The sequence below is a fragment of the Streptomyces sp. UC4497 genome (assembly GCF_054871485.1).
This window is the reverse complement of sequence record NZ_JBTYHB010000002.1, coordinates 360,271-372,659: the sequence shown is the minus strand read 5'-3', so window position 1 is coordinate 372,659 and position 12,389 is coordinate 360,271. Positions and strand designations below refer to the sequence as shown.

Below are 12,389 nucleotides of genomic sequence, written 5' to 3'. Positions count from 1 at the left end.
CACATTACCCGTGCGCTTTCCACCGCTCGTACGCCGCGAGCCCGTCGGGCGTCCAGTCCCACTCGCCGATCCGCCGCTCCAGTTCCTCGGGGCTCAGGAAGGCGTGCCAGTCGATCTCCTCGGCCTGCGGGGAGACCGGCAGATCGAAGGTGACCTCGTAGACGTAACTCCACCAGGACTGGCCAGCGTCGCCCTCGTACAGGAACTTGAACAGCGGAGTGGGCTGCGGGAGTCCGCTCACCCCCAGCTCCTCCTCCGCCTCGCGCAGCGCCGCCTCGTCGTACGTCTCGCCGGCGCCGACCACGCCGCCGACGAACATGTCGTAGTGGGAGGGGAAGACGAGCTTGGTGGGCGTGCGGCGGTGCACGAAGATGTCGCCGGCGGGGTTCCTGGCGAGGATGAAGGCGCACCGGTGGCGCAGGTTCTTGGCGTAGGCCTCGCCGCGCGGTGCCTGGCGGACGACGTTGTCGTGCTCGTCGACGATGTCGAGAATTTCCTCAGCGGGGTTCATGCCCCGCAGGTTAGAGGGGCGCTCCCACCCGGTCCCGGCCGGTCGCGGCGGCGCCCGGCATCGCGGGGTGCAGTCCGAGCAGGACGACGCCCGCCACGATCCCGGCCAGGCCCGCCGCCTCCCACGCGAGCGCGCCCGTGTCCATCCGCAGCCGGTCGCCCAGGAAGCCGACGCCGCACACGATCCCGGCCAGCGGCTGCGCCGCGGTCAGCGCGGGCAGCGACCTCCGCAGCGGCGCCGTCTCGAACGCGCTCTGCACCAGGACGAGCCCCGTGACCCCCAGCACCGCCACGGCGTACGGCTGCCAGCCGCTGAACAGCTCCGGCCAGCCGCCCGCGGCGAACCGCTGACCGCTCACCCGCGTCAACGCGTCCTGCACCCCGTACAGCAGGCCCGCCGCCACCGCGAGCAGCGCGGGGCCCGCGCTGAGCCGCGAGCGCTTGGCGAGGGCCGCGAGGAACAGCGCCCCGCCGACCATCACGCCGATGATCAGCCAGTGCCGCAGCGGATCGGTGACCGCGCTGCCGCCATGCGGCTGACCGGCCACGATGAACGCCGTGACCCCGCCCGCGAGCAGCAGCAGCCCGCCCCAGCCCTGCCGGCCGAGCGGGGATCTCGTCTGACGGCGCGACAGCAGCAGGGCGAAGAGGAGGTTCGTGGCGAGCAGCGGCTCGACGAGGGTCACCTCGCCCTGGCCGAGGGCCATCGCGCCCAGCACCATCCCGCACACCATCAGGCCGATCCCGCCGAGCCAGCGCGGCACGCGCATCAGGTCGAGCAGCAGCCGGGGCGAGAGGAAGTCGCTGAGCGGGGCCCGCACCGCCGCGTTCTGCTGGAGGACGAAACCGATGCCCAGACAGAACGCCGCGCTCACGGAGAGGACGAGGACGACAACCGACACGCAGTCGACGATAGCGGCCCGCGCGGCCACCCGCGCGCGAGCGACCGCCACCTCATTCCGTGCTCCTTCCGCTTGTCCGAACTCACCTGCTGTTTCCGCGAGTTGGTGAGGTGCGTCACCGACGGCCCTTGACGCGGACACCTCCGTACCGGTTTGCTGTGCTTGATCATCGTCTTACCGTCCATCTCACCCACATCTGAACAGTCGTAAGGACCCCGCCGCGGTGCCCCCACCTCCGCCTCCGCTCGGGCGCTCCCGCAAGAAGCCCGCGCACACCCCTCCCTTCGGCGACCCCGCACTCGACGACGCCGAACTCGTCGCGGCCCGCTCCGCGCTCGCCCGCGGCCGCTGGACCGAGGTCAGATCCCTGCTCCGCGCCACCGGCTCCGACTGGGACCTGCGCGGCCACCGCGTCCTGGGCCTCGCCGGCGAACCCACGGCCCGCGTCTGGGCCCGCGACTGGCTGCTCGCCGAACCCGACTCCACGGACGCCGTCGTCCTGCTCGCCTGCGCGAGCGTGCTGCGCGCCGTCGAGGGCCACGACCGCCCCGAGAAGGCGCGCGCGGCCTGCGCCGAGGCGTCGGAGCTCGTGCCCGACGACCCGACGCCCCTGCTCGGACTCATGCTCCTGGAGCGGGAGTTGGGCAGCGAGGAGGATGTCGTGCGGCTCTTCGACGAGGTACGCCTGCGTCATCCCGGGCACCACCATGCGCACCACCTGATGGTCGCGCGGCTCGCCGAGCGGCGCGCCGACGTCGGGCAGGACCCGCTGCACGAGGTGTACGACTTCGCGTCCTGGGCGTCCGAACAGGTCGCGCCCGACTCGCCGTTGGCGCTGCTCCCGGTCGTCGCGCACGCCGAGCGCTACCGGGTGCTCGCGCGCGTGGGCGTGCTCTCCGACGACCCGAAGGCGTCCGGGCACTGGTCGGGGCGGCGCGCCCGGCTCGTCCTGAAGGCCGCGTTCGACTGGTGGTTGGAGTGGGGCGCCGCGCGCGACCGGTCCGGCGCCTCGCACCCGCGCGGCCGCATCGACCTCAACTACCTCGCCCACGCGAAGTATTGCGAGGGCCGCCCCGCCGAGGCGGCCGCCCTGTTCCACCGGATCGGCCGGCACAGCACGCCGTACCCCTGGTCGTATCCCGACCGGGACCCGTACGAAGCGTTCCGGGTCGCGCGCAGCGCCGCGCTCGGCTCGGTGTAGAGCACCGACGTACAGCAGCCAACAGCCAAGCCCCACCGCACCACACTCCACCTCACTTCACTGCACGAAGGAAGGGACGTCCCCCAATGAGCGCGAGCGAGCGACCGCCGGAGGCCACGGCGGATCCGGCCATTCACACGTATCTGGGCGAGACGAGCGCGCTCCGCGCCGGGCGGCTCGGTACGGCGGGGCTGCTGCTCTCCGTGCTCGCCGCGACCGGGCCGCTGATGGTCGTCGCGGGCGTCATGCCGACCACGTTTGCGGTGATGGGAGTGGTCGGCATGCCGCTGCTCTTCCTCCTCCTCGGCGTCGTGCTCGCCCTCTTCAGCGTCGGCTACGCCGAGTTGAGCCGGCACGTGCACAACGCCGGTGCGTTCTACGCGTACATCGCCCGCGGCCTCGGCCCGACCGCCGGCGCGGCGGCGGCCCTCGTCGCGCTCGTCGCCTACAGCTCGCTTCAGGTCGGCATCTTCGGTCTGTTCGGCTACGAGGTCGCGGGCCTCGCCGACCAGTATCTGAGCCTCGAACTGGCTTGGTGGATACCGGCGTTGGTGGCCGTACTCGCCGTCGGCGCGCTCGGTCTGCTGAAGATCGACGTGAACGCGAAGGTCCTCGGCGTGCTGCTGCTGATCGAGGTCGCCGTCGTGGTCGTCTTCGACATCGCGGCCATCGGCGACCCCGGACCCCAGGGACTGTCCCTGCACGCCTTCAACCCGGAGACGCTCTCGGGCGTCGGGCTCGGCACGGCGCTGTGCTTCTGCATCGCCGCGTTCACCGGCTTCGAGCAGGCCCCCGTGTACGCGGAGGAGACCAGCAGGCCGCACGTCCTGGTGCCGCGCGTGATGTTCCTCGCGGTCGGCGGTGTCGCCCTGTTCTTCGCGTTCAGCTCGTGGGCGATGACGGTGGCGACGGGGCCCTCGGGCATCGTGGGCGCGGCGCAGAAGCAGTCGGCGGGCCTCCTCTTCGGTCTGACGGAGGACCGGCTGGGCGGCGCGTTCACGGACGTCGTCCACGTCCTGTTCGTGACGGGCATGTTCGCGGCGCTGCTCAGCTTCCACAACGTGGTGGCGCGGTACGCGTTCGCGATGGGGCGCGAGGGGCTGCTGCCCGCCGGGTTCGGTCGGACGAACACGGCGACCGGCGCGCCCGGCAAGAGCTCGGTGCTGCAGTCGGTGATCTCGCTGATCGCGGTCGTCGGCTTCGCGATCGCCGACGACGGCCCGTTCGGCGACCCGACGGCGCCGGTCCTGCACCTGTTCACCTGGGGCGGCAACGTGGGCGCGCTCGGCGTCATCCTCCTCATGGCCACGGCGTCCCTCGCGGTCATCGTGTTCTTCGCGCGCCGTGGTGCCGCGGCGGCGCAGGCCTGGCGCCTCGTGGCATCCGGCGTGGCGGGCCTCGCCCTCCTGGTGATCGCCGGCTACACGGTCAAGGACTTCGACGTCCTGGTCGGCTCGGGCCCGGACTCCCCACTCAACTGGATCCTCCCCGGCATCATCGTCCTCGCCGCCCTGGCCGGCACGGCCTACGGCCTCATCCTCCGCCGCCGCAACCCCCAGTCCCACGCCCGCATCGGCCTGGGCAACGAGGCCTTCCAACTGGACCAACGTTCAAGCGCTTCCGGCGGTTGAGCATTTCAAGCCCCGCTTTTGTACGAGAGCCCGCGGGGTCCGGGGCGGAGCCCCGATCTTTTCAGCCCCGCCGGCGATTGAGGCGCGGGGTCCGGGGCGGAGCCCCGCGAGCGCAACCACAAGTGACGAAACCCTGACGGGCGGCCGGAACCCCTGGTATCCGGCCGCCCGCGGTGCTCGAATCAATACGTGACACCGAACCAAGGCCCCCCGGTAGGACGACGGCTGGTCCTCGGAATGCTGGGCGCAGGCGCCCTCACCGTGGCCGCCGCCCCCGCCCTCCAACACGCCTTCGAGCGCGTCGCCCAGAAGGACCCCACCGGCCTCACGGGCGTACTGCCCAACGGCGGCGGCTTCCGCTACTACTCGGTCGCCGCCTCCGTCCCCCACAAGAGCGCGGACACCTACCGCCTCAAGGTCGACGGCCTGGTCGAGACCCCGTCGACGTACACCCTCCCCGAACTGAGGGCGCTGCCCCAGACCCGCCTCGTCCGCGACGTCCAGTGCGTCACGGGCTGGCGGGTCCCGCACACGCCCTTCGAAGGCGTACGGCTCTCGCGGATCCTGGACGCCGCGGGGGTGCGCCCCACCGCGAAAGCCGTACGCCTGACCTGCTTCGACGGCACGTACAGCGAGAGCCTCACGCTCCAACAGGCGCGCCGCGCCGACGTGCTGGTGGCGCTGCGCATGCAGGACAAGGACCTGAGCCACGCACACGGCGGCCCGGTGCGCCTCTACGCGGCCCCCATGTACTTCTACAAATCGGCGAAGTGGCTCTCCGGCATCACCGTCACCGACGACGTACAGCCGGGCTACTGGGAGGAGCGCGGCTACGACATCGACGCCTGGGTCGGCCGCTCGAACGGACGCGACGATGAGCCCACGAACTGAACAACTCACGGCCACCGTCCGCCGTTTCACGCGCGCCGAACGCTGGGTGCACCGCGCCACGGCCGCCCTGATGGGCGTGTGCGTCGTGACGGCCGCCTGCCTCTACGTACCGCAGCTCGCCGAACTCGTCGGCCGCCGCGCCCTCGTGGTCACGCTGCACGAATGGTCCGGCCTGCTGCTGCCGGTGCCCTTCCTGGTCGGCCTCGTCTCCCGCGCCTTCCGCGCGGACCTGGGCCGGCTCAACCGGTTCGACCTCCACGACAAGGCGTGGCTCCGCGCCGTCCTGCACCGGCGCCCCGGCCACCGCCCGGCGGGCAAGTTCAACGCCGGGCAGAAACTGTGGGCGGCCTGGCTCGCCGGCGCCGTCCTGGTGATGCTCGGCACGGGCCTGCTCATGTGGTTCACGCACCTCGCCCCGCTCACCGTGCGCACCGGCAGCACCTTCGTGCACGACTGGCTGGCGCTGGCCCTCGGCATCGTGCTCGCCGGACACATCGGCATGGCGGTCGGCGACCCCGAGGCGCGCAAGGGCCTGCGTACGGGATTCGTGGACCGGGACTGGGCCGCGCGGGAGCACGGCGAGTGGCTCGACGAACCCTGACCAGGCCACGCGAAGAGGGCGCCCCCGCCGACCGGCGGGGGCGCCCTCTTCGCACAAGGCTGGCGGTCGATCCTCGGCTAGATCACCAAGGACAGCAGCAGCACCAGCGCACCGGCGACCACGGAGATGATGGTCTCCATGACCGACCAGGTCTTGACGGTCTGGCCGACGGTGAGCCCGAAGTACTCCTTGACCAGCCAGAAACCGGCGTCGTTGACGTGGCTGAAGAACAGCGAACCCGCGCCGATCACCAGGACGAGCAGCGCCGTGTGGGTCTCCGTCATGTCGGCCGCGAGGGGCGCGACCAGACCGGCGGCCGAGACCGTGGCGACCGTCGCCGAACCCGTGGCGACGCGGATGACGACCGCGATGAGCCAGGCGAGCAGCAGCGTCGGGAGCCCCCAGTCCTTGGAGATCTCCATGATCATCTCGCCGACACCGGAGTCGACCAGGGTGCCCTTGAAGCCACCGCCCGCGCCCACGATGAGCAGCACGCCCGCGATCGGGCCGAGGGACTTCTCGGTGGTGGAGAGGATCTTGCCCTTGGTGAAGCCGGCCGGGCGGCCGAGGGTGAACATGGCGACGACGACGGCCGCGAGCAGCGCGATCATCGGGTTGCCGACCACGTCGAAGACGCGCTGGACGGTGGCGTCCGGGTTGTCCACGATGACGTCGACCAGGGCCTTGGACAGCATCATCACGACGGGCAGCAGGATCGTCGCCACGGAGGCGCCGAAGCTCGGACGCTTCTCCAGGTCGTCGGAGGCACGCGCCGGGATCATCTTCTCGGGGGCCTGGACGTCGACCCACTTGGCCGCGTACTTCGAGAAGACCGGGCCCGCGACGATGACCGTCGGGATGGCGACGAGGATGCCGAGCGCGAGCGTGAGCCCGAGGTTGGCGTCCACCGCGTCGATCGCGACGAGCGGGCCGGGGTGCGGCGGGATCAGGCCGTGCATGACGGACAGACCGGCGAGGGCCGGGATGCCGATCCGCATCAGCGAGTAGTTGCCGCGCTTGGCGACCATCAGGACGACGGGGATCAGCAGGACGATGCCGACCTCGAAGAAGAGCGGCAGGCCGATCACGGCCGCGATGAGCACCATGGCCCACGGCATGGCCTTGCCACCGGACTTGCCGGCCTTGGCGAGGATCGTGTCGACGATCTGGTCGGCGCCGCCGGAGTCGGCGAGCAGCTTGCCGAGGATCGCGCCGAGCGCGATCAGTACGCCGACACCGGCGACGGTGTCACCGAGTCCGGCGCTGAAGCTCTCGATCACCTTGTCCAGCGGCGCACCGGCGAACGCGCCGAGCGCGAGCGAGCCGATGGTCAGCGCCAGGAAGGCGTGCATCTTGAACTTGGTGATGAGGAGGACGATGACGGCGATTCCCGCGAGCACGGCGATCCCGAGCTGGGCATGGCCCGCGGACGTGATCGGCTCGACGGTGTCCGCTGCCAGCATCTCGACGCTGAGTCTGGTCACGGTCTTATCCCTTGAACGAGTGGGGGGAGGGGGAGAACTTGCCGGTGTGGGGGGTTACGCGGTCGCGGCGGGGGAGTCGAGCTCGGCCAGGGCCGCGGTGGCCCGGTCCGCGATCTCCTCGGGCGATCCCGCGACATCGACGGCCACGCCCGCCTCGTCCGCCGCGAGCGGCTGGAGCGTGGCGAACTGCGAGTCGAGCAGCGACGTGGGCATGAAGTGCCCCTCGCGATGCCCCATCCGGTCCTCGATCAGCTCGCGCGAGCCGGTGAGGTGGACGAAGACGGCGCCGGGGGCCTCGGCCCGCAGGCGGTCGCGGTAGCTGCGCTTGAGGGCGGAGCTGGAGACCACCCCGCCGAGTCCCGCGCGGCTGTGCGCCCAGCGGCCGATGGCGTCGAGCCAGGGCCAGCGGTCCTCGTCCGTCAGGGGGGTGCCGGCCGACATCTTGTCGATGTTGGCCTGGGGGTGGAAGTCGTCGCCCTCGGCGTAGGGAACGCCGAGTCGTTCGGCGAGCAGGGGACCGATCGTTGTCTTGCCGGTTCCTGCGACGCCCATGACCACGACGACGTGGGGGGTGCTCATCGGGTACTGCCTCGCTTCGCTGTCTTCGTCGACATCGCTGTGACACCACACTGAAACTCAATAGGTCTGATTAATTCAAGGGGGTGTGACGTATAAGTCAGACCATTGGACTCGGGGCTAGGGTATTCCCATGACCACAGAGGGCAGCCGGGGCCTCCATGCCCGTGTACTGGACAGCCTCGGTCCCGCGATCACTGCGGGCGAGTACCCCGCGGGCAGCGTGTTGCGTACGGACGAGCTCGCCCAGCGTTTCGAAGTGTCCCGTTCGGTCATGCGGGAGGCGGTGCGCGTCCTGGAGTCGATGCACCTGGTGGCCTCGCGGCGCCGGGTCGGCGTGACGGTGCGGCCTGCCGAGGAGTGGAACGTCTACGACCCGCAGGTCATCCGCTGGCGCCTCGCGGGCGCCGACCGCCCCCGCCAGCTGCGCTCGTTGACGGTGCTCCGCTCGGCGGTCGAGCCGGTCGCCGCGGGTCTTGCCGCGCGCAGTGCGAGCGCGGAGCAGTGCGCGGCGCTGACCGAGTGCGCGCTCGGCATGGTGGCGACGTCACGGGGTCAGCAGCTGGAGGCGTACCTCGGCCACGACATCGAGTTCCACCGGATCGTCCTGAACGCGTCCGGCAACGAGATGTTCGCCCACCTGGGTGACCTGGTGGCGGAGGTCCTCGCGGGCCGCACCCACCACCAGGTCATGTTCGAGGACCCGGACCCGGCGGCGGTCAGCCTGCACGTCAAGGTCGCGGAGGCGGTACGGGAGCGGAACGCGGAGCGCGCGGAGGAGCTCACGCGCGAGATCGCGGTGGGCGCGCTGCACGAGCTGGACATCCTGGCGCCCTGAACTCCCGTACGGGGAAAGGGGGTTGCGGGCGGGGGCTACTCGATGAAGTCCCCGTCGACGTACACCCACGCCCCGTCCACCCGGGAGAACCGGCTGCGCTCGTGCAGCTCGCCGCCCTTGTAGCGGGCGCGGAAGGTGACGGTGCCGTGCTGATGAAACGCGGACCCGTCGACCGCCTCCACGATCTCAAGCCCGGTCCACTGGGGTGCATCGGCGAAGTCGATACCCGGCGGCCGCGTGTCCGGATGCCAAGTACGCATCAGATACGCCCCGTCCTGCCGCACGAACGCGGCATACCGGGACCGCATGAGCGCTTCGGCGGTGGGCGCGGCGGCGTCACCGCGGTGGTAGCGACCGCAGCACTCGTCGTACGCGGAGGGGAGCCCGCAGGGGCAGGTGGGGGCGGTGCGTGACATGCCGCCGATATTAAGCCCCTGCGGCGATTGAGCAGCGGGGCCCGGGGCAGAGCCCCGATCTTTCCAGCCCCGCCGGCGATTGAGGAGCGGGGCCCGGGGCAGAGCCCCGCGTCGTCAACCACGGCCGAGCGTGCCCTCACGAAACCCGGCCGGCGTAGCCCCTACGTGTTGCTGGAAGAACTTCGAAAAGTTCGCCGAGTCCGCAAACCCGACCGCAACCCCGATCCGCCCCACCGGCAACTCCGTATGCGCAAGCATCCGCTTGGCCTCCAGGATCACCCGCCGATCGATGAACGCCTTCGGCGTGAGCCCCGTCGCCGCCCGCACCGCACGGACCAACGTCCGCCGCGAGTACCCCAGTTCATCGGCGTACGCGCTGACACTGTGGTTGGAGGTGAACCCCTGCTCGACCGCCGTACGGAACCGCGAGAACGTCGTGTCCTGCTGCGGCTTCCCGTCCTCCGCCTCCGCCGCGGCCTGCGCCGACACATGCGCCACGCGCAGCATCAGGGCCGTCAGGGTGTGCCGCAGCACCGACGTGTGCAGGCTCAGCGGCAGCGTAACCGTGTCCAGGTACTCGCGCCGCAACTGCTCCAACGAGGCGTCCAGCGCGGCGAGTTGATCCGGATCGGGGTGCAGCAGCGGCGGCCGGTCGTAACGGTAGAGCCCTGTTGCCTCGACGATCGCGCGCGGCAGGAAGCCGGGTTGCATGGTCAGCGCCGTGCCGACATACGCGTCCTCCGCGGAAAACCCGTGCACCTGCCCCGGCCGGATCCACAGGATGTCCCCGGCCCCCACCTCGTACTCGGTGAAGTCGATCATGTGGCGGACGGGGCCCTCGCGGAAGAACAGCAGGACGTGGAAGTCGATGCGGTGCACGCGCCGCGACAGGCCGACGCCACCCGCCCACGGACCCTCGGAGCCCATCGGCCCGACCTGTATCCCGACGCCGGACAGGCTCGCGCTCGGGTCGAACGGATAGGTGCGGATGTGCGCTCGATTTTCAGCCGGCGCCCGCAGATGTGCGCTCGTCTGTGAGGGGTCCTGCTCCGTCATCCACTTTCCTTGACTTCGACCGATGTGCGTGTCCCATTTTCACCGAACGCTGGCACGGGGGCACCTGTCGAGCGAAAAGTATGACCTTTACATTCGTAGGTGGTTCGACCTGGGACTTTGGTCCCGGTCGGGCGGTGCCTTTTGGTACCTCGGCAGGACAACGGATGTGAAGGAAGCTGGACAGATGAGCACGCAGACACCGGACGGACTCGACCCCTTCGAGAAGCCCTTCGAGTGGACCGAACGCGACCAGCGTGCCGTCGACACCGCGCGCCTCCTGGCGGCGGACGCCGTGCAGAAGGTCGGCAACGGACACCCCGGTACCGCCATGAGCCTGGCCCCGGCCGCGTACACCATCTTCCAGAAGGCCATGCGGCACGACCCGGCCGACCCGGAGTGGACCGGCCGCGACCGCTTCGTCCTGTCGCCCGGCCACACCAGCCTCACCCTCTACACCCAGCTCTTCCTCTCCGGTTACGAGCTGGAGCTCGACGACCTGAAGGCGTTCCGCACGCAGGGTTCGAAGACGCCGGGCCACCCGGAGTACGGCCACACCGCCGGTGTCGAGACCACGACCGGTCCGCTCGGCCAGGGTGTCGCCAACGCCGTGGGCATGGCGATGGCCGCCCGCTACGAGCGCGGCCTGTTCGACCCGGAGGCCGCCGAGGGCACCTCCCCCTTCGACCACACCATCTGGGCGATCGTCTCCGACGGCGACCTGGAGGAGGGTGTCTCCGCCGAGGCCTCGTCGCTCGCGGGCCACCAGAAGCTCGGCAACCTCGTCTTCGTCTACGACGACAACCACATCTCCATCGAGGGCGACACCGCGACCGCCTTCTCCGAGGACGTCCTCAAGCGCTACGAGGCGTACGGCTGGCACGTCCAGCGCGTCACGCCCACCGCCGAGGGCGACGTCGACCCGAAGGCCCTGTACGAGGCGCTCGCCGCCGCGAAGGCCGTCACCGACAAGCCGTCCATCATCGCGATGCGCACGATCATCGCCTGGCCGGCCCCGACCGCGAAGAACACCGAGGCCTCCCACGGCTCCGCGCTCGGCGCCGAGGAGATCGCCGCCACCAAGCGCGTCCTCGGCTTTGACCCCGAGCAGTCCTTCATCGTCGAGGACGAGGTCATCGCCCACACCCGTGGCGCCCTCGACCGCGGCGCCGAGGCGCACGCCGCCTGGGACAAGCAGCTCGCCGAGTGGCGGAACGCCAACCCCGAGCGCTCCGCGACCCTCGACCGCGTGCTCGCGGGCCGCCTCCCCGAGGGCTGGGAGGACGCCCTGCCGTCCTTCGAGACCGGCACGAAGGTCGCCACGCGCGCCGCGTCCGGCAAGGTCCTCCAGGCCCTCGGCCCGGTCGTCCCCGAGCTGTGGGGCGGCTCCGCCGACCTCGCCGGCTCCAACAACACCACCATCGACAAGACCAGCTCCTTCCTCCCGAAGGGCAACCCGCTGGCCGAGGCCGACCCGTACGGCCGCACCGTGCACTTCGGCATCCGCGAGTTCTCGATGGCCGCCGAGATGAACGGCATCGCGCTGCACGGCAACACCCGCATCTACGGCGGCACCTTCCTGGTGTTCTCCGACTACATGCGCAACGCCGTCCGCATGTCGGCCCTCATGCAGCTCCCGGTCACCTACGTGTGGACCCACGACTCCATCGGTCTCGGTGAGGACGGCCCGACCCACCAGCCCGTCGAGCACCTCGCCGCGCTGCGCGCCATCCCCGGCCTGAACGTGGTCCGCCCGGCCGACGCCAACGAGACCGCCATCGCCTGGCGCGAGATCCTCAAGCGCGGCACCGAGAAGCCGGCCCCGCACGGCCTGGCGCTCTCCCGTCAGGGCCTGCCGACGTACGAGGCCAACGACGACGCGGCCAAGGGCGGTTACGTCCTGGTCGAGGCCTCGAAGGAGACCCCGGACGTCGTCCTGATCGCCACCGGCTCCGAGGTCCAGCTCGCCGTCGCCGCCCGCGAGCAGCTGGAGGCCGAGGGCGTCGCCACCCGCGTCGTGTCGATGCCGTCCGTCGAGTGGTTCGAGGAGCAGGACGCCGAGTACCGCGCCGCCGTCCTGCCGCCGTCGGTGAAGGCCCGCGTGGCGGTCGAGGCAGGCATCGGTCTGACCTGGTACCGCTACGTCGGTGACGCCGGCCGCATCGTCTCCCTGGAGCACTTCGGTGCCTCCGCCGACGCGGGCACGCTCTTCGCCGAGTTCGGCTTCACCGCCGAGAACGTCGCCGACAAGGCCCGCGAGTCGCTCGCCGCCGCCCGCGCCTGACC

Annotated in this window: 12 protein-coding genes; 6 read left to right on the top strand and 6 right to left on the bottom strand. The window is 70.9% G+C overall.

What is annotated here, in order from left to right; translation table 11 throughout:
- Positions 1–4: 4 nt before the first annotated feature.
- The gene (locus ACYSUO_RS04430; RefSeq protein ID WP_461774643.1) at positions 5–511 is read right to left on the bottom strand and encodes an NUDIX hydrolase; all 507 of its coding nucleotides are present in this window, start codon (positions 509–511) and stop codon (positions 5–7) included.
- A gap of 10 nt (positions 512–521) precedes the next feature.
- Complete coding sequence (locus ACYSUO_RS04425; protein WP_461774642.1) at positions 522–1,412, bottom strand: DMT family transporter; 891 nt, start codon at positions 1,410–1,412, stop codon at positions 522–524.
- 223 nt (positions 1,413–1,635) lie between these two features.
- On the opposite strand from ACYSUO_RS04425, the gene ACYSUO_RS04420 reads away from it, so the two are divergent.
- The 4 genes from ACYSUO_RS04420 (at position 1,636) to ACYSUO_RS04405 (ending at position 5,736) form a co-directional block, all read left to right on the top strand.
- The gene (locus tag ACYSUO_RS04420; RefSeq protein ID WP_461774641.1) at positions 1,636–2,613 is read left to right on the top strand and encodes a hypothetical protein; all 978 of its coding nucleotides are present in this window, start codon (positions 1,636–1,638) and stop codon (positions 2,611–2,613) included.
- Positions 2,614–2,699: 86 nt separating this feature from the next.
- Positions 2,700–4,244, top strand: a complete 1,545-nt coding sequence (locus ACYSUO_RS04415) for an APC family permease (RefSeq protein ID WP_461774640.1) — start codon at positions 2,700–2,702, stop codon at positions 4,242–4,244.
- Between the two features lie 237 nt (positions 4,245–4,481).
- Entirely contained in the window at positions 4,482–5,135 is a 654-nt protein-coding gene (locus tag ACYSUO_RS04410) for a molybdopterin-dependent oxidoreductase (protein WP_461774764.1), read from the top strand.
- A complete protein-coding gene (locus ACYSUO_RS04405) occupies positions 5,119–5,736 on the top strand; it encodes a cytochrome b/b6 domain-containing protein (protein WP_327664130.1) in 618 nt (205 codons plus the stop codon). Before ACYSUO_RS04410 ends, ACYSUO_RS04405 begins: the two co-directional genes overlap by 17 nt.
- A 77-nt stretch (positions 5,737–5,813) precedes the next feature.
- Here the strand turns inward: ACYSUO_RS04405 and ACYSUO_RS04400 are convergent, their stop codons facing one another.
- Both ACYSUO_RS04400 and ACYSUO_RS04395 read right to left on the bottom strand, forming a co-directional pair.
- On the bottom strand, positions 5,814–7,220 hold the full coding sequence (locus ACYSUO_RS04400) for a GntT/GntP/DsdX family permease (protein ID WP_461774639.1): 1,407 nt from the start codon (positions 7,218–7,220) through the stop codon (positions 5,814–5,816).
- Positions 7,221–7,274: 54 nt separating this feature from the next.
- Positions 7,275–7,799: a gluconokinase gene (locus ACYSUO_RS04395; protein ID WP_426904746.1), complete on the bottom strand. Its 525-nt coding sequence runs from the start codon at positions 7,797–7,799 to the stop codon at positions 7,275–7,277.
- 130 nt (positions 7,800–7,929) lie between these two features.
- Here ACYSUO_RS04395 and ACYSUO_RS04390 point away from each other — a divergent pair, with 130 nt between their 5' ends.
- Positions 7,930–8,634: a FadR/GntR family transcriptional regulator gene (locus ACYSUO_RS04390; protein ID WP_461774638.1), complete on the top strand. Its 705-nt coding sequence runs from the start codon at positions 7,930–7,932 to the stop codon at positions 8,632–8,634.
- Between the two features lie 35 nt (positions 8,635–8,669).
- Here ACYSUO_RS04390 and ACYSUO_RS04385 read toward each other — a convergent pair whose 3' ends face one another.
- Both ACYSUO_RS04385 and ACYSUO_RS04380 read right to left on the bottom strand, forming a co-directional pair.
- Positions 8,670–9,050, bottom strand: a complete 381-nt coding sequence (locus ACYSUO_RS04385) for a YchJ family protein (protein ID WP_461774637.1) — start codon at positions 9,048–9,050, stop codon at positions 8,670–8,672.
- Positions 9,051–9,164: 114 nt separating this feature from the next.
- The gene (locus ACYSUO_RS04380; protein WP_461774636.1) at positions 9,165–10,106 is read right to left on the bottom strand and encodes a helix-turn-helix domain-containing protein; all 942 of its coding nucleotides are present in this window, start codon (positions 10,104–10,106) and stop codon (positions 9,165–9,167) included.
- 184 nt (positions 10,107–10,290) lie between these two features.
- Between ACYSUO_RS04380 and tkt the strand changes: the two genes are divergently transcribed.
- Positions 10,291–12,387: a transketolase gene (gene tkt, locus ACYSUO_RS04375; RefSeq protein ID WP_461774635.1), complete on the top strand. Its 2,097-nt coding sequence runs from the start codon at positions 10,291–10,293 to the stop codon at positions 12,385–12,387.
- Positions 12,388–12,389 lie beyond the last annotated feature (2 nt).